This window comes from Nocardioides dubius, from assembly GCF_039528155.1.
Classification (GTDB): Bacteria; Actinomycetota; Actinomycetes; order Propionibacteriales; family Nocardioidaceae; genus Nocardioides; species Nocardioides dubius.
Window position 1 is genome coordinate 109,731 of sequence record NZ_BAAALG010000013.1, and the last position, 16,933, is coordinate 126,663.

At 70.3% G+C, this 16,933-nt stretch carries 14 protein-coding genes; 10 read left to right on the plus strand and 4 right to left on the minus strand.

Going from position 1 to position 16,933, the window contains the following annotated elements; genetic code table 11:
* Nucleotides 1-186: 186 nt before the first annotated feature.
* From ABD151_RS17670 to ABD151_RS17685, 4 genes are read left to right on the plus strand one after another with little or no spacing between them, the layout of a single operon-like run.
* Nucleotides 187-1,443, plus strand: coding sequence for an ABC transporter substrate-binding protein (locus ABD151_RS17670; protein ID WP_343996126.1), 1,257 nt, complete (start codon nt 187-189; stop codon nt 1,441-1,443).
* Nucleotides 1,440-2,375, plus strand: a complete 936-nt coding sequence (locus ABD151_RS17675; RefSeq protein WP_343996127.1) for a carbohydrate ABC transporter permease — start codon at nt 1,440-1,442, stop codon at nt 2,373-2,375. Before ABD151_RS17670 ends, ABD151_RS17675 begins: the two co-directional genes overlap by 4 nt.
* Nucleotides 2,372-3,208: a carbohydrate ABC transporter permease gene (locus ABD151_RS17680; protein ID WP_343996128.1), complete on the plus strand. Its 837-nt coding sequence runs from the start codon at nt 2,372-2,374 to the stop codon at nt 3,206-3,208. Before ABD151_RS17675 ends, ABD151_RS17680 begins: the two co-directional genes overlap by 4 nt.
* A 26-nt stretch (nt 3,209-3,234) precedes the next feature.
* A complete protein-coding gene (locus ABD151_RS17685; protein WP_343996129.1) occupies nt 3,235-4,506 on the plus strand; it encodes an ABC transporter ATP-binding protein in 1,272 nt (423 codons plus the stop codon).
* A gap of 31 nt (nt 4,507-4,537) precedes the next feature.
* Here ABD151_RS17685 and ABD151_RS17690 read toward each other — a convergent pair whose 3' ends face one another.
* Nucleotides 4,538-5,386, minus strand: a complete 849-nt coding sequence (locus tag ABD151_RS17690) for a chromosome partitioning protein ParB (protein ID WP_343996130.1) — start codon at nt 5,384-5,386, stop codon at nt 4,538-4,540.
* Nucleotides 5,358-6,035 carry a metallophosphoesterase family protein gene (locus tag ABD151_RS17695; RefSeq protein ID WP_343996131.1) on the minus strand — a complete coding sequence of 226 codons (678 nt, stop codon included), beginning with the start codon at nt 6,033-6,035 and terminating at the stop codon, nt 5,358-5,360. Before ABD151_RS17695 ends, ABD151_RS17690 begins: the two co-directional genes overlap by 29 nt.
* 120 nt (nt 6,036-6,155) lie before the next feature.
* Here ABD151_RS17695 and purD point away from each other — a divergent pair, with 120 nt between their 5' ends.
* The 4 genes from purD to ABD151_RS17715 all read left to right on the plus strand — a co-directional run bounded on the left by purD (nt 6,156) and on the right by ABD151_RS17715 (nt 12,663).
* Nucleotides 6,156-7,445: a phosphoribosylamine--glycine ligase gene (purD, locus tag ABD151_RS17700; RefSeq protein ID WP_343996132.1), complete on the plus strand. Its 1,290-nt coding sequence runs from the start codon at nt 6,156-6,158 to the stop codon at nt 7,443-7,445.
* A gap of 101 nt (nt 7,446-7,546) precedes the next feature.
* A complete protein-coding gene (gene purB / locus ABD151_RS17705) occupies nt 7,547-8,965 on the plus strand; it encodes an adenylosuccinate lyase (RefSeq protein ID WP_343996133.1) in 1,419 nt (472 codons plus the stop codon).
* A gap of 306 nt (nt 8,966-9,271) precedes the next feature.
* Nucleotides 9,272-11,077, plus strand: coding sequence for a BCCT family transporter (locus ABD151_RS17710; RefSeq protein WP_343996134.1), 1,806 nt, complete (start codon nt 9,272-9,274; stop codon nt 11,075-11,077).
* A 308-nt stretch (nt 11,078-11,385) separates the two neighbouring features.
* Complete coding sequence (locus tag ABD151_RS17715; RefSeq protein WP_343996135.1) at nt 11,386-12,663, plus strand: hypothetical protein; 1,278 nt, start codon at nt 11,386-11,388, stop codon at nt 12,661-12,663.
* A 123-nt stretch (nt 12,664-12,786) separates the two neighbouring features.
* On the opposite strand, the gene ABD151_RS17720 is transcribed toward ABD151_RS17715, so the two are convergent.
* On the minus strand, nt 12,787-13,095 hold the full coding sequence (locus ABD151_RS17720; RefSeq protein WP_343996136.1) for an antibiotic biosynthesis monooxygenase family protein: 309 nt from the start codon (nt 13,093-13,095) through the stop codon (nt 12,787-12,789).
* 58 nt (nt 13,096-13,153) lie between these two features.
* On the opposite strand from ABD151_RS17720, the gene ABD151_RS17725 reads away from it, so the two are divergent.
* Together ABD151_RS17725 and ABD151_RS17730 are read left to right on the plus strand one after the other, a co-directional pair.
* On the plus strand, nt 13,154-14,044 hold the full coding sequence (locus ABD151_RS17725) for a phosphoribosylaminoimidazolesuccinocarboxamide synthase (RefSeq protein ID WP_343996137.1): 891 nt from the start codon (nt 13,154-13,156) through the stop codon (nt 14,042-14,044).
* A 14-nt stretch (nt 14,045-14,058) separates the two neighbouring features.
* Nucleotides 14,059-14,472, plus strand: a complete 414-nt coding sequence (locus ABD151_RS17730) for an SRPBCC family protein (RefSeq protein ID WP_343996138.1) — start codon at nt 14,059-14,061, stop codon at nt 14,470-14,472.
* Between the two features lie 29 nt (nt 14,473-14,501).
* On the opposite strand, the gene ABD151_RS17735 is transcribed toward ABD151_RS17730, so the two are convergent.
* On the minus strand, nt 14,502-16,933 hold a 2,432-nt coding region (locus tag ABD151_RS17735; RefSeq protein ID WP_343996139.1), incomplete at its 5' end, for an FAD-binding and (Fe-S)-binding domain-containing protein.

Consider the following 16,933-nt stretch of genomic DNA (forward strand, 5'->3'; position numbering starts at 1 on the left):
GCCGCCAGCGCCGAGCTCACCGAGGATGGAGCGGTGCCCCGCGACGTCACCGTGTGGCTCACCAACGACTGACCGTCGCGTCCCTCACCTGGTGCTTGCGCGCCACCCCGAACAGGGCTAACTTCAAATCCTGACTGTGATGCACGCCACAGTCTGTCCGGTTCGGGCTGGGCACGGGAGGTGCACGTGAGTCCACGACGAACGATCAGCGCGGCGGCAGCCGCAGTGCTGGCGGGCTCGACCCTGGTCGCCTGCGGCGGCGACGATGGCGGGCCACCGGTGATCAACCTCTACGGCTTCGCCTCGGCAGCCGGGTTCGACAAGGTGATCGCCGACTGCAACAAGCGGGCCGCAGGGGCCTACGAGATCAAGGGCAACCTGCTCCCCTCGGACGCGGACGGCCAGCGGGAGCAGCTGGTTCGTCGGCTGGCGGCCAAGGACGACCAGATGGACCTGCTCGGCCTCGACGTCACCTGGACGGCCGAGTTCGCCGAGGCCGGCTGGATCCGGGAGCTGACGCCGGAGCAGGCCGAGGCGGCCACCGAGGACGTCTTCGACGCCCCCATCCAGACGGCCACCTGGAAGGACAAGCTCTACGCGATCCCCAAGCACACCAACGTGCAGTTGCTCTGGTACCGCAAGTCGCTGGTGCCCGAGGCCCCCGCCACCTGGGACGAGGTCCGTGAGATCGCCGACCAGCTCGAGCAGGAGGGCAAGCCGCACAAGGTCGGCCTGACCGCAGCGCAGTACGAGGGCTACGTCGTCGCCTTCAACACGATCCTCTCCTCGCTCGGCGGCACGATCGTCAACGAGGACAGCACCGAGGTGACGATCGACGACACGACCACCGAGGCGTTGGAGATCCTGCGCGACTTCGCGCGCAGTGACGCCGCAAGCGCCTCGCTCTCCAACAGCCAGGAGCCGGAGGTCTTCGCCCAGCTGCAGAACGGCGAGGCGGCGATGATCATCAACTGGCCCTACGTGCTCAGTGCGATGCGGGGCGCGGCCCCCGAGGTCGCCGAGGATCTGGGCTGGGCGATCCTGCCGGCCTTCGCGGAGGGCGAGCCGCCGCGGGCGACGCTGGGCGGGATGAACTTCGCGGTCAGCGAGTACAGCAAGCATCCCGAGGAGACCTTCGACGCGGCGATGTGCCTGCGTGACGACAAGGCGCAGCTGGCGGTGGCGATCGACTCCGGTGAGCCGCCGGTGATGAAGAGGATCTACGAGGACCCGGAGTTCCAGAAGGTCTACCCGATGTACGCCGAGATGCTCGAGGAGCTCGACACCGCCGTCCCACGGCCGGTGACGCCGCTCTACCAGAACATCTCCACGGTGCTGTCGAACACCATGTCGCCGCCACGTGACATCGACCCCGACTCCACCACCGACGATCTCAAGAGCGCGATCCAGGACGCCTTGGACGGAAAGGGGATCCTGCCGTGAGCATCACCCATCCGACGCAGGCGGCGGAAGGAACGCGGATCGCCCAGGCGCGGCACAGCGAGGGCAAGCGGCAGGAGCGCCGCCTCGGCATGCTGCTGTGCGCGCCGGCGGTGATCACCATGCTGATCGTCACCGCCTACCCGATCCTCTACGCCTTCTACCTCTCCTTCTTCCGTGCCGATCTCCGCACCCCGGACGACAACGAGTTCGTCGGCCTCGGCAACTACGTGACCGTGCTCAGCAGCCCGATCTGGTGGGAGGCCTTCTCGATCACCATGCTGATGACCGTCGTCGGCGCCGCGCTGGAGCTGGTCTTCGGGATGATGCTGGCGATCGTCATGCACCGCACGATCGTCGGCCGCGGGCTGGTTCGCACCTCGGCGCTGGTGCCGTACGCGATCGTCACCGTGGTGGCGGCCTTCTCCTGGCGCTTCGCCTGGAGCGAGGGGATCGGCTACCTGGCGGGCTGGGGCCCGTTCGGCGACGCGCCGCTCACCGAGAAGTGGCCGTCGGTGGCGATCATCATCCTGGCCGAGGTCTGGAAGACGGTGCCGTTCATGGCGCTGCTGCTGATGGCGGGCCTGGCGCTGGTGCCCGAGGACCTGCTCAAGGCGGCCTCGATGGACGGAGCCAATGCCTGGCAACGGTTCTGGAAGGTGACGGTGCCCCTGATCAAGCCGTCGATCCTGGTCGCACTGCTCTTCCGCACCCTGGACGCGTTCCGGATCTTCGACAACATCTACGTGCTCACCAGTGGTGCGAACGGAACGTCGTCGGTCTCGATGCTGACGTACAACAACCTGATCCGGGGCCTCAACCTCGGCATCGGATCGACGATGGCAGTGCTGATCTTCCTCACCATCGCACTGATCGCCTTCATCTTCATCAAGCTCTTCGGGGCAGCGGCTCCCGGGGAAGGGGAGTCGCGATGACCGCGCAGACCGAGACAGCCGGCCGCAAGGTCGGCTGGGGCCTCGTCAACCTGGTGGTGCTGATCTACGCCTTCGTCCCGGTGGTCTGGATCGTCTCGCTGTCATTCAAGAAGGACGTCAACGACGGCAGCTACCTGCCCTCCAAGGGCTACACCGACGACGCCTACCGGCAGATCTTCGACAACGACGACTTCGTGCGGGCGCTGATCAACTCCATCGGCATCTGCCTGATCTCCACCTTCGTCGCGTTGCTCTTCGGCACGATGGCCGCCTATGCGATCGCCCGTCTGGACTTCCCCGGCAAGCGCACGATCGTCGCGGTCAGCCTGTTGATCTCGATGTTCCCGCAGATCGCGCTGGTCACGCCGCTGTTCAAGATCGAGACCGCCATCGGCATCTTCGACACCTGGCTCGGCCTGATCCTGCCGTACATCACCTTCGCGCTGCCGTTGGCGATCTACACCCTCTCGGCGTTCTTCCGGGAGATCCCGTGGGAGCTGGAGAAGGCGGCCAAGATGGACGGCGCGACGCCGTATCAGGCGTTCCGCAAGGTGATCGCCCCACTCGCGATGCCGGGCGTCTTCACCACCGCGATCCTGGTCTTCATCGCGTGCTGGAACGACTTCCTCTTCGCGATCTCGCTGACGTCGACCAACAACGCCCGCACGGTGCCGGCGGCGATGTCCTACTTCACCGGCGCCACCACGTTCGAGAAGCCGTTCGCCGCGATCGCGGCGGCAGCCGTGGTGATCACCATCCCCATCGTCATCTTCGTACTGTTCTTCCAGCGCCGGATCGTCGCCGGTCTCACTTCGGGAGCGGTCAAGGGCTGAGGCCCTGACCTGAAAGGGAAAGCGCCATGGCCGAGATCGTTCTCAACAACGTCGTCAAGCGTTACCCGGACGGCGCCCTCGCCGTCGAGGACTTCAACCTGACCATCGCCGACGGCGAGTTCATCATCCTGGTCGGTCCGTCGGGCTGCGGGAAGTCGACCACGCTCAACATGATCGCCGGGCTGGAGGACATCACCACCGGCGATCTGCTGATCGATGGCACCCGGGTCAACGACCGGGCGCCGAAAGACCGCGACATCGCCATGGTCTTCCAGTCCTACGCCCTCTACCCGCACATGACGGTCGAGGAGAACATGGCGTTCCCGCTGGTGCTGGCAAAAGTCGACAAGGCGACCATCAAGCAGAAGGTGCACCAGGCCGCGGAGATGCTCGAGCTCACCCAGCACCTGAGCCGCAAGCCGGCCAACCTGTCGGGCGGCCAGCGCCAGCGGGTGGCGATGGGGCGGGCGATCGTGCGCAGCCCCAAGGCGTTCTTGATGGACGAGCCGCTCTCGAACCTGGACGCGAAGCTCCGGGTCCAGATGCGCACCCAGGTCTCCCGGATCCAGAAGACCCTGGGTACGACCACCGTCTACGTGACGCACGACCAGACCGAGGCGATGACCCTCGGCGACCGGGTGGTGGTGATGCGCGGCGGCGTGGTGCAGCAGGTTGGCAGTCCGACCGAGCTCTACCAGAGCCCGGCGAACCTGTTCGTGGCCGGCTTCATCGGCAGCCCGTCGATGAACTTCCTGCCCGCCACCATCGAGGGCGGCGCCCTCGACTCCGGCCTCGGCCGGATCGAGATGCCGGACCAGGTGCGTCGTGCCGTCGAGGCGGCGAGCGGCAAGGAGGTGATCGTCGGCCTGCGCCCCGAGCACTTCGAGGACGCCACGCTGGCCGGCGACGCGCACGGCACGGAGGTCGAGGTCGGCATCGACCTGGTGGAGTCGATGGGCTCCGACGTGTACGCCTACTTCACGGTCGGTGGGGCTGCCCATGCCGCCGACCTGGACGAGCTCGCGAAGGACGTCGGGCAGGACATGCAGGGCTCCGGGACGCAGGTCACGGCTCGGCTCTCCGCAGACTCGCGGGTGGCGCCGGGGCAGCGGGCCAGGTTGCTGATCGACACCACCCGGATGCAGGTCTTCGACGCGGAGACGGGAACGAACCTCACCGCCGACGGCACCGCCGAGCGCGGGGCGAGTGGCGGAGCGAGCGGCGCAGCGGACGGCGGATCGAACGGCCAGGGATCACACCGCGCCGCGGGGGATCCGGTGGTGGGCGACCAGGGCTGACCCACCGGAGCGGGCTGACCCACCGGGGAGGTCAGCCACGCCGCCGTCCGCGGCGCGCCAGCTCGTCGAGGACGTCGACGTCCCAGGTGTGCTCACGGGTCAGCTCATAGCGCTCGGCCGCCACCCGGAGGTAGGTGTCGGCGGGCAGCTCGTCGGCGCGTCCCAGGCCGGCGTCCTCGATCAGCGCGCGGACCGGCAGGTACTCCTCGCCGTACCAGAGCTCGGCGCACTCGGTGCGGTTCAGATAGTGCTGCTCGGCATGCATCCGCCGCGCCGACCAGGCCTCCACGAGCTCGGCGAGCCGGTGGTAGGAGTGCGGGTCGGCGACGTCGAACTCGGCTGCTGCCGCCGGAGGCAGCGGCACCCGGTCCAGGAAGATCCGGCGCCAGTGCCGGCGGTCGAGGTCGCCGCGCACGCTGATCCCCTGCGGCGAGATCTCGGTGCGGATCTCGGTGACGTCGGCCTCGATCAGGTCGAGTCCCAGGGACTTGGCGACCGAGACGCGGTGGTGCCCGTCGCGCACGAAGTAGAGGTCGCCGAGCTTGTAGACGTCGATCGGCGGCACCTCCTCGCCGCGCCGCAACGCCTGCGAGATCCGCTCCCAGCGGCTGCGTGCGCGGCCGGAGGTCGGCCGGAACGCGCGGTCGAAGTCGCGGGTCTTGTCGACGGTGCCGACCACCCGCTCCAGTGGGATCACCAGGCGGCCGAGGCGCTTCTCGCCGCGGTAGCCGAGCGCGGTGACGACCTCGTCGAAGGAGAGCAGCGAGGTGAGGTCGTCGGTGGCACGGAAGCGGCCGGCGATCGAGCTCAGCACCTGTTGGCGCCTGGCCCGCAGGAAGTCGGCCTCGGCGTCAGCGCGCGGCGAGCCGCTGTTGTACATCGCCGCCCTCCTTCGGCTCGACCTCGAGAACGCGGTAGGGAATGACGTTGGCGATCGTGGTGGGTGGCAGGGCGCGGTCCGGTTGCGGGTGGCCGTGCGGATGGATGTGCCCGTGCAGGTGCCAGGTGGGGGAGAGGGCTCCGATCACCTCGTGCAGCGCCTTGATCCCGTGGTGGGGCGGGTCGTCGCCGTCCCCGAGCCCGGACGGCGGCGCGTGGGTGAGCAGGATGTCGACCGGCGCGTGCCTGGCGGCGCGGAGCAGGCGGTGTGCCCGCTTCGCGTACTCGCGCTGGTCGTACTGGTGGGGCCCGGAGCGGTAGCGCACGCAGCCGCCGAGGCCGGCGATCCGCAGGCCGGCCGCCTCGACCACGTGCAGGTCGGCGTTCAGCCCGCCGATCGGGCGGGGCTCCTCGGTGGGCACCCCGTGGTGCACCCACATCCCGTTGCGATTGAGGTGCCCCGGGCTGATCTCGGGGTCGTGGTTGCCGGGCACGAAGACCAGGGGGCGGTCGCTCGCGCAGGCCACGTACTCGAGGTAGGCCCACGGCAGGTCGCCGGCCGCCAGCACCAGGTCGACGTCCAGGGTGCTGATCCGCTCGGGCGTCAGCGCAGGCGCCTCCTCGTCGGCGATGGCGAGTACCCGGACCACGTCTTCGAGGGTAGGTCGGCTTCGTCACCGCCGCCAGGGTGCCGAGGGCGCAGCAATGTCCCCTCGGCAGGAATGAGCGCTGGTTCGGGCGGGGCGCGCGGCCAGATAGAATCTCGGCACGTGAAGACCCTCGTGATCGGTACCGGTGGCCGCGAACACGCACTGGCGCTCGCCCTCTCCCGCGACCCTGCTGTCAGCGAGGTGCACGCTGCCCCCGGCAACCCGGGCATCGGCGCCTTCGCCACGCTGCACGACGTCGACATCATGGACGGCGAGCAGATCCGTGACCTCGCCCAGCGGCTCGGTGCCGACCTGGTCGTGATCGGCCCCGAGGCGCCGCTGGTGGCGGGCGTGGTCGACGCGCTCGCCGACGCCGGCGTCACCACCTTCGGGCCGCGCCAGGACGCCGCGATGCTCGAGGGGTCGAAGGCCTTCTCCAAGGAGGTGATGGCCGCCGCCGGCGTGCCCACCGCCGGGTCGCGCACCTGCACCAGCACGGCCGAGTACGAGGCCGCCTTCGACGCGTTCGGCGCTCCCTACGTGGTCAAGGACGACGCGCTGGCGGCCGGCAAGGGCGTCGTGGTGACCCTGGACCGCGCCGAGGCGCTGGCCCACGCCGAAGCCTGCGGCCGGGTCGTCGTCGAGGAGTTCCTCAACGGCCCCGAGTGCTCGGTCTTCGTGGTCTGCGACGGCACCACCGGGTACGCGCTGCAGCCCGCGCAGGACTTCAAGCGGATCTTCGACGGCGGTCAGGGCCCGAACACCGGCGGCATGGGCTCCTACTCGCCGCTGACGTGGGCGCCGGCCGACCTCGCCGAGACGGTGATCGAACAGGTGGTGAACCCGACGCTCGCGGAGATGCGCAAGCGCGGCGCGGAGTACCGCGGCTGCCTCTATGTCGGCCTGGCGCTGACCGAGGCCGGCCCGCGGGTGATCGAGTTCAACGCCCGCTTCGGCGACCCGGACATCCAGCCCGTGCTGGCGCTGCTCACCTCCGGTCTCGGCGGCCTGCTCAAGGCCGCGGCCGAGGGAGACCTGGCGGCGGTGCCGGCACCGACCTTCGCCGACGGCGCCGCCGTCACCGTGGTTCTGGCCTCGGCCGGCTACCCCGAGTCCTCGTCCAAGGGCGACGTGATCAGCGGCGCCGGCGTGGCCAACGGCGTCAGCGACGTCGACGTCATCCATGCCGGCACGGCGATCCGCCCGGCCGGTCCCGACGAGGACCACGAGCACCTGATCACCGCAGGCGGCCGGGTGCTCGCGGTGCGCGCCGTCGGCTACGACGTCGCCGACGCCCGGGCACGCGCCTACGCCGCGGCGGACCTGATCTCCTTCGACGGCCAGCAGCGCCGCTCCGACATCGCCGCCGAGCCGCTCGGCGTGATCGAGGGCGGCTCGCTGCTCGGCTGACCCACGACGTCGTCCCAAGGAGCACCCGCTGCCACCGACCGGACGACGTCTCGCACGACCTGCACGGCACGAAGCTCGACCCACCGAAGAAGGACTCCCTGATGACCGTCCCGAACGTCCTCGCCACCCGCTATGCCGCCGCCGACCTCGCCGCGATCTGGTCGCCCGAGCACAAGATCGTGCTGGAGCGTCAGCTCTGGATCGCCGTGATGAAGGCGCAGAAGGACCTCGGCATCGAGATCCCGGACGGCGTCATCGAGGCCTACGAGGCCGTCATCGACCAGGTCGACCTCGGCTCCATCGCCGCGCGTGAGCGGATCACCCGCCACGACGTGAAGGCGCGGATCGAGGAGTTCTGTGCGCTGGCCGGTCACGAGCACATCCACAAGGGGATGACCTCGCGCGACCTCACCGAGAATGTCGAGCAGCTGCAGGTGCTCTCCAGCCTGGCGCTGGTCCGCGACCGCGCGGTCGCCACCCTGGCCCGCCTGGGGCGGCTCGCGGCTGAGCACGAGGCCACCGTGATGGCCGGCCGCTCGCACAACGTGGCGGCGCAGGCCACCACCCTGGGCAAGCGGTTCGCGACGATCGCCGACGAGATGCTGGTCAGCCTGCGTCGCGTCGAGGAGCTGATCGCGCGGTACCCGCTGCGTGGCATCAAGGGCCCGGTGGGCACCGCGCAGGACATGCTCGATCTGCTCGACGGCGACGCCGCCAAGCTGGCCGACCTGGAGAGCCGGGTCGCCGCGCACCTCGGCTTCGACAACGTGCTGACCTCGGTCGGCCAGGTCTACCCGCGCTCGCTGGACTTCGACGTGCTCTCCGCGCTGGTGCAGCTCACCGCCGGTCCGTCGAACCTGGCCACCACGATCCGGCTGATGGCCGGCATCGAGCTGGTCACCGAGGGCTTCAAGGAGGGTCAGGTCGGCTCCTCGGCCATGCCGCACAAGATGAACACCCGCTCCTGCGAGCGGGTCAACGGCCTGGCCGTGATCACCCGCGGCTACCTGTCGATGGTCGGCGAGCTGGCCGGCGACCAGTGGAATGAGGGCGACGTCTCCTGCTCGGTGGTGCGCCGGGTCGCGCTGCCGGACGCCTTCTTCGCCGTCGACGGCCTCTTCCAGACCTTCCTCACCGTGCTCGACGAGTTCGGTGCGTTCCCCGCCGTGATCCAGCGTGAGCTGGACCGCTACCTGCCGTTCCTGGCCACCACCAAGGTGCTGATGAGCGCGGTGCGCAACGGCGTCGGTCGCGAGACCGCGCACGAGGCGATCAAGGAGGCGGCGGTCGGCACCGCGCTGGCGATGCGCCAGGGTCAGGTGGAGAACGACGTCTTCGCCAAGCTGGCTGCCGATCAGCGCCTCGGCCTGACCCGTGACCAGATCGACGCCCTGGTGGCCGACCCGATCACCTTCACCGGTGCCGCCGTCGACCAGGTCCAGGCCGTCGTCCGCCAGGTCGAGGCGGTTGCCGCGAAGTACCCCGACGCCGCTGCGTACAACCCCGGCGCGATCCTCTGACCGACGCCTGACGCACGAGCCCGGACCACTTCGGTCCGGGCTCGTCTGCATCTCGGCGCCTCCCGTCAGGGCGGGATGTCGGAATTACGACTTAACGGCATAATGTCCAGGTAAGCGGTCGCCGTCGAGCAGGCCGCCGGGTGGCTGGCGCCGCTTCATGTGGGGGTGGCGCCGGTCACCTGCCCAGGCCTGTCGAACCGCGTTTTCGCAGGTCAGAGTTGCAGACTGGACCGCACCTTGATTGAGTCAGGTGGTTGTAACCGTCCAATATCTAAGGGGGAAGGCCCAGACGGCCTACTGATATTCATGGCTGAGAAAGCGAAGTCCAGTCCATCCCAGCAAGCCCGCACGATCCTCAAGGCGCGTACGAAGCGGCACCCAGCCCTCGACTTCCCGCCGATCGACGAGACCAAGCAGCGCGGCCGTTTCGACCCCGTCGTCTTCGGAGTCACCGCCGCCTTCGCGATCGCCTTCCTGATCTGGGGAGCCGCCGACACCGAAGGTCTGCTGACCTGGTCCACGAAGGCCCTCGACTGGGTCGTCGACAACACCGGTTGGCTCTTCGTGCTGGCCTCGTCCGGGTTCGTCGTCTTCGTGCTGTGGCTGGCACTGGGCCGATTCGGACAGATCCCGTTGGGCCGTGACGACGAGGAGCCCGAGTTCCGCACGTCGTCGTGGGTCGCGATGATGTTCAGCGCCGGCATGGGCATCGGCCTGATGTTCTGGGGCGCTGCTGAGCCGCACGGCTACTTCGAGAACGGCATCCCGGGCGCCGACCCGGACCGCGCCGCCGAGGTCGCCATGGCGCAGACCCTCTTCCACTGGACCCTGCACCCGTGGGCGATCTACTGCGTGGTCGGCCTCGCCGTTGCGTACGGCATGTACCGCAAGGGCCGCGTGCAGCTGATCAGCTCGATCTTCCGGCCGCTGATCGGCAAGCGCGCCGACGGCCCGGTCGGCAAGGTCATCGACATGCTCGCGATCTTCGCCACCCTCTTCGGCTCGGCGGCCTCGCTGGGCCTCGGCGCGCTGCAGATCGCCGAGGGCTACCAGATCGTCAGCGGCGCCAGCGAGGTCACCAACACCCTGCTGGTGATGGTGATCGTGGTGCTCACCATCTGCTTCATCATCTCCGCGGTCTCCGGCGTCTCGCGCGGCATCCAGTACCTGTCGAACATCAACATGGTGCTGGCGCTGGTCCTGGCGCTCTTCGTCTTCGTCGCCGGCCCGACGATCTTCATGCTGAACATGGTGCCCACCTCGCTGGGCGAGTACTTCCAGCAGTTCGGCACGATGGCCGGCCGGACCGGCGCCGAGGGCGAGGCGACGGCCGAGTGGCTGCGCGGCTGGACCGTCTTCTACTGGGCCTGGTGGGTCTCCTGGACGCCGTTCGTCGGCATGTTCATCGCCCGCATCTCGCGGGGTCGCACCATCCGCCAGTTCGTCACCGGCGTGCTGCTGGTGCCGAGCGTGGTCAGCCTGCTGTGGTTCGCGATCTTCGGCGGAGCCGCGATCTTCGAGGCCGACAACGGTGCCGACCTGGGCACGTCCACCACCGGCAAGCTCTTCGAGCTGCTCGACCAGTACCCGATCGCGCAGGTCACCAGCATTCTGGTGATGGTGCTGGTGGCGATCTTCTTCGTCTCCGGCGCGGACGCCGCCTCGATCGTGATGGGCTCGCTCTCCGAGCGCGGCGCGATCGAGCCCAAGCGGCTCAATGTGGTCTTCTGGGGCGCGGCGACCGGAGCGGTCGCTGCGATCATGCTGGTGGTCGGCTCCAAGTCCAGTGCAGAGGGTGAGAACGACGCCCTGCAAGGCCTGCAGAACATCACCATCATCGCCGCGCTGCCGTTCTTGCTGGTGATGATCGGGATCGCGGTGGCACTGGTGAAGGACCTGCGCAAGGACCCGCTGATGGTGCGCCGCGCCTACGCCCTGGACCGGGTCCAGGCGGCCGTCGTCACCGGCGTCGAGACGCACGGCGACGAGTTCGCGCTCGCCATCGTGCACGACGAGAACGGCACCTCGCCGACCAACCCGGTGGTGCCCTCGGCCGAGGACAGCGCGCCGTCGTCCGAGCCGGACGACGACGTCCCGGCCACTCGCACCTAGTGGCCCGGGTCGGAGGTTGTTGGGCGGTTCGCGCACTCGGGGCACGCACCTCGCGGCGTTGTCGAACACTCGACGGGCCTCCGGCCCGCCTTCGGTCCTCCGCCTTGCGATGCACGCACCCCGAGCACGCCAACCATCCCGGAACCTCCGACCCACGCCACTGGGCCCACGACCGGTCGGAGACCGCGAGATGGCCCGTTCGGGCCATGCGCCGTCTCCGACCGGCCACACCTTCGCCTTCTCCCTCCTCAAAGCCCCGGCGGACGTCAATGATGTCCGGGAGTCAGGATCTGGGGAGGAGCCAGGAAATGAACGCTGTGAAGCGTGTTCTTGTGGGCATCGTGATGATGGCGCTCACGTTCGGCGTGGCGGCTGTGCCGCTGCTGACGACGGCGGGCGCGGCGAACGCGGAGCCTGCTGACCCGGCGGCCTGCGCATCCGCGCAGTCGAGCGTCGCGAAGCAGAAGAAGGCGGTCGCCACCGCCAACAAGGCTGTCGCCAAGGCGAAGAAGCAGTTGAAGAAGGCGAAGAAGGCCAAGGTCAAGAAGGCCAAGAAGGCGAAGCTGGTCAAGAAGGCCAAGCGCAACCTCAAGGCCAAGCAGAAGGCCCTGCGGACCAAGCGGAGCTCGCTGTCCAGGGCCGAGAAGTCCCGGGCCAGCGCCTGCGCGGACCGTCCGGTCGACAACGAGACCGCGGGTCTCGGCCAGCTGCTCGCGCTGCTCACCAAGCTCAGCGGCTCCGGCGTCGGCGGCGCTGAGGGCACCCCGATCGACAAGAGCCAGCTGCAGGGCGTGGTCAACCTGCTCGGCGGCGGCGCCTCGGTGCCGGTGCTCAGCAACGCCCAGCTCACCGACCTGCTCGCCGGCTTCAACAGCAGCGACCTCGACCCGGCCGTGCTCAGCGAGCTGCTCGGTGGCCTGCTCTCGGCCGACCAGATCACCGCGCTGCTCGGTGGCCTCGGCGACCCGGCCGCGCTGACAGCCCTGTTCACCGAGGTGCTCGGTCAGTTCGCAGCCCTGGCCGGCAGCAGCTTCCCGATGCCGACGGACCCGGCCGCGTTCCTCGAGCTCTTCGCCACCGGCCTCGACGCGCTGACCGGTCTGCTCGACCCGGCCCAGGTCGGTGCGCTGCTCTCCCTGTTGGCGACCGCTGCCGGCTCCGGCGGCGACGCGTTCGACGCCCAGCAGCTCTTCGCCCTGATGAGCTCGCTGGTCCCCGCCGAGATCCTCGAGGCGTTCGACTCCGAGGCCCTGGCCGACCTGCTGGCCGGCTTCAACGCGATCTCCGCCGACCCGACCGCACTGCTCTCCCTGCTCGGTGGCCAGTTCACCCCGCAGCAGATCACCGCGCTGCTCGGTGGCTCCGCGAGCCCCGAGGTGCTGGCGCAGCTGATCTCCCAGGTGGTGGCTCAGCTCTCCAGCCTGGGCGGTGGCGACTTCTTCCTGCCGGGCGCGGTCGACCCGAGCGTGATCACCAACCTGGTGACCGCCGTCGTCGACCTGGTGGAGTCGATCCTCGACGGCATCTTCGGCAACCTGCCGCAGCTGCCGATCTGCATCCTGCCGATCCCGATCCTGTGCACCTGATCGGCGCATGACCGTTCCGCGGCGGGCAGACAGGGCCCGCCGCGGACGGCCCCCAAAGGCACGAGCCGCGTTCCCTCACCCCCGAGGGGGAACGCGGCTCGTTGCAGTTGGTCGGGTGGGGCGTCAGGACTCCGGGCGGACGTCGAGGACGACGTCGAACTCCAGCAGCTGGGCGCCGCTGGCCACCGGCTTGCCGTGCTCGCCGGAGTGGGCGGCCCGGGCGTCACCGTCACGCCAGGCGGCGAAGGACTCCTCGTCCTCCCACTGGGTGACGACGAAGTAGCGCTCCTCGCCTGCGGTCGGGCGCAGCAGCTGGAAGCCGAGGAAGCCGGGCGAGCCCTCGACGCTGCCGGCCCGAGCGGCGAAGCGGCGCTCGAGCTCGGCGTGGGCCTGCGGCGGAACGGAGATGGCATTGATCTTCACGACGGGCATGCGTCCACCCTAGTGGTGCGAGTCGTGGGCCGGGCCGACTCCTCGCTAGGCTCGCACCATGGGCGATCTCAACATTCCGGCCGCTCCCGCGATCCCGGGCACCACGCACCTGCACTCCGGCAAGGTCCGTGACCTCTACCGGATCGACGTCGGCGAGCACGCCGGGCGCCTGCTGATGGTCGCCAGCGACCGGATCAGCGCCTACGACTACGTGCTGGAGAGCACGATCCCCGACAAGGGCGAGATCCTGACCCGGATGTCGCTGTGGTGGTTCGAGCAGCTGGGCGTGGAGAACCACGTCATCTCGATCGAGGTCCCGGACGCGGTCCGCGGCCGCGCGGTGATCTGCGAGTCGCTCGACATGTTCCCCGTCGAGTGCGTGGCCCGGGGCTACCTGACCGGGTCCGGTCTCGTCGACTACCAGGCCACCGGTGCGGTCTGCGGCGTCGAGCTGCCGGCCGGGCTGATCGACGCCTCCCGCCTGCCGGAGCCGATCTTCACCCCCGCCGCGAAGGCGGCCGTCGGCGACCACGACGAGAACGTCTCCTTCGACGCCGTGGTGTCCGTGGTCGGCTCCGAGGTCGCCGAGGCGCTGCGCACCGCCACCCTCGACATCTACGGTCGCGCCGAGGAGCTGGCCCGGCAGCGCGGGATCATCCTGGCCGACACCAAGTTCGAGTTCGGCGCCCGCGCGGACGGCACGATCGTGTTGGCCGACGAGGTGCTGACCCCGGACTCCTCGCGCTTCTGGCCTGCCGCCGAGTGGGAGCCGGGCAAGGTGCAGGCCTCCTACGACAAGCAGATCGTGCGCAACTGGCTGACCTCGCCGGCCTCGGGCTGGGACAAGGCCTCCGGCGAGGCGCCGCCGCTGCTGCCCGAGGATGTGATCGCGCTGACCCGCGCCAAGTACGTCGAGGCCTACGAGACCCTCACCGGTCTGCGGTTCTGAGTCACGAGCAGCCGATGAGCAGCCAGGTGGTGCACTTCCCGTGCTCCCCGCAGGCTGCCTTCGACTATCTCAGCGACCCGGCGCGACGCCCCGAGTGGCAGTCGAGCCTGCGCGCCGTCGTCCCGCTCTCCGACCCGGTCGACGGCCCGCACGCCGAGTGGATCGACGTCACCTGGCCGGGGCTGCGGCCGCGGATGCGGACCACGATCTACGAGCCGGGCGTGCGGTGGGCCGAGGTGGGCCACTGGCGCGGCGTCTCGGCCACCCTGGAGCTCACCTTCGACGGCGACGACGGCGGCACCGACGTCGCCGTGCAGTTCACCCTGAGTGGCGCCGGCTGGCGGCGCCCCATCGTCGCCGTGGCCGGTCTGCTGGCGCCGGGTGCCGTCATCGCTGACCTGCGCCGCGCCGCGCTCAATGTGACCTGACGGCGGTTCTGCGGCCGATTTCCGAGCGCTCAGGTCACATTGAGGAGCTCGGCGAGGTGGATCGAGGGCCGGTCGGCGAGGTCGGAGACCTGGGTCCGGCAGGAGAAGCCGTCGGCCAGGACCAACGCATGCGGACGGTCCGCCAGTGCCGGCAGCAGCTGCAGCTCGGCGACCGCCACCGACACCTCGTGGTGCCCACGCTCGACGCCGAAGTTTCCGGCCAGCCCGCAGCAGCCGCCCAGGCGCACCACCTCCGCGCCGGTGCGCGCCAGCAGCGCGGCGTCGGCCTCCCAGCCGAGCACGGCGTGGTGGTGACAGTGCGGCTGCGCGATCACCGTGGTGCCGGCCAGGATCGGCGGCGACCAGGACGGCGTCCGCGTCAGCAGCTCGGCCAGGGTCACCACGGCGTCCGCCACGATCCGTGCCTCCTCGGTGCCCAACAGGGCGGGGGCATCGTGGCGCAGTGCTGCGGTGCAGGACGGCTCGATGCCGACGATCGGGGTGCCGGCCCGGGCCGCGGGCAGCAACAGCTCGACGGTCCGCTCCAGGCGTGAGCGTGCCGCGTCGAGCTGGCCGGTGGTGATCCAGGTCAGCGCGCAGCAGGCCTGCTCGTCGGCCGTCGTCGGGGCGAAGCCGGCGCGCACCAGCACGTCCCGGGTGGCTTGGGCCACGCGGGGCGCGAAGTGGTCGGTGAAGCTGTCCACGAACATCACCACCGGAACGCCGTCGTGGACCGGCGCGGGCTCGCTCTGGCGCCAGGTGGCCTTGGCGAATCGCGGCACCGAGCGTCGCGCGTCGACGCCGGCCGCCCAGAGCGTGAGCCGCCTGGTCAGCCAGGAGGTGGCCAGCCGGTTGGCCAGCCGGGGGCGCCGGGCGGCGACGTCGGCCCAACGCGGCAGCCAGCCCAGCGTGTAGTGCGAGCGTGGCCGCAGCCGGCGCCGGTAGCTGTGGTGCAGCACCTCGGACTTGTAGGTGGCCATGTCGACCCCGGTCGGGCAGTCGGAGGCGCAGCCCTTGCAGGACAGGCAGAGATCGAGTGCGTCGTGCACCGCCGGGTCGCGCCAGCCTCCCTCCAGGCCGCCGTCGATCATCTCCTGCAGCACCCGTGCCCGGCCGCGGGTGGAGTGCACCTCGTCGCGGGTGGCCGCGAACGACGGGCACATCACGGTCTCCGCCGCGGGCTTGCGGACCCGGCACTTGCCGACCCCGGTGCAGCGGTGCACCGCCTCGCTGAAGGTCTCGTCGTCGGCCAGCCGCAACGGCGTGCGGCCGCGGGGGAGCACCCCGGGCAGGCGCAGGTCGTCGCGCAACGGTGCAGGATCGGCGATCACGCCGGGGTTCAGCACGTTGTCGGGGTCGAAGATCGCCTTCACCGCGCCGAAGAGCCGCAGCGCCTCGGCCGAGTACATCCGCCCGAGCAGGGCGCTGCGTGCTCGGCCGTCGCCGTGCTCGCCCGACAGCGAGCCGCCGTGTGCGGCGACCAGGCTCGCCGCCGCCTCGGCGAACGCGGCCACCCGGTCGGCGGCGTCCGGGCGGTCGAGGCGGAAGTCGAGGCGCACGTGCACGCAGCCCTCGCCGAAGTGCCCAAACGGCATCGCGGTCAGGCCGTGCTCGGTGAGCAGCTCCTCGAAGCCGCGCAGGTAGCCGGCCAGCTGCTCGGGCGGCACGGCCGCGTCCTCCCAGCCGGGCCAGGCCGGAAGCCCGGCGGGGCTGCGTCCGGCCAACCCCGCGCCGTCGGCACGGATCGCCCACAGCGCCGCCATCTCGGCGGGCTCGAGCACCACCCGGTGTCCGGCGGGCGCGGCGTCGGCGCCCAGCAGCAGGGCGCGGTGCTCCAACTCGGCGAGGTCGTCGCCGGAGAGCTCGGCGAAGAGCCAGGCGGCACCGGGTGGCAGGTCGGGCACGGCGCGCCGAGCGCGGACGACGTCGACGATCCGCGAGTCCAATCCCTCGCAGGCGCTGAGCTCATGGCGCAGCAGGGCAGGGACGGCTTCGGCCGCGGTCACCATGTCCGGGTAGCCGAGCACCACCAGCACCCGGTGCGCGGGGTCGGGCACCAGGCGCACCGTCGCCTCGGTGAGCACGCCGAGGGTGCCCTCGGAGCCGACCAGAGCGCGGGTCAGGTCGCGGCGGTGCTCGGGCAGCAGGTGGTGCAGCGCGTACCCGGAGACCTGCCGGTCGAAGCGACCGAGCTCGGTGCGCAGCAGGGCCAGGTCGGCGTCGATCAGGTCGTTGAGCCGGAGCCGGCCGGGAGCGAAGCCGCGATGGCCCGAGGAGCGCGTGGTGACCAGCTGCTCCCCGGTTCCGGTGACCAGGGTCAGCGCCTCCACGTTGTCGGCCGTGCGCCCGTAGGCCAGCGAGCGGCTCCCGCACGCGTCGTTGCCGATCATCCCGCCGATCGTGCAGCGTGACGACGTCGACGGGTCGGGGCCGAAGCGCAGGCCCGACCCGGCGGCGGCGC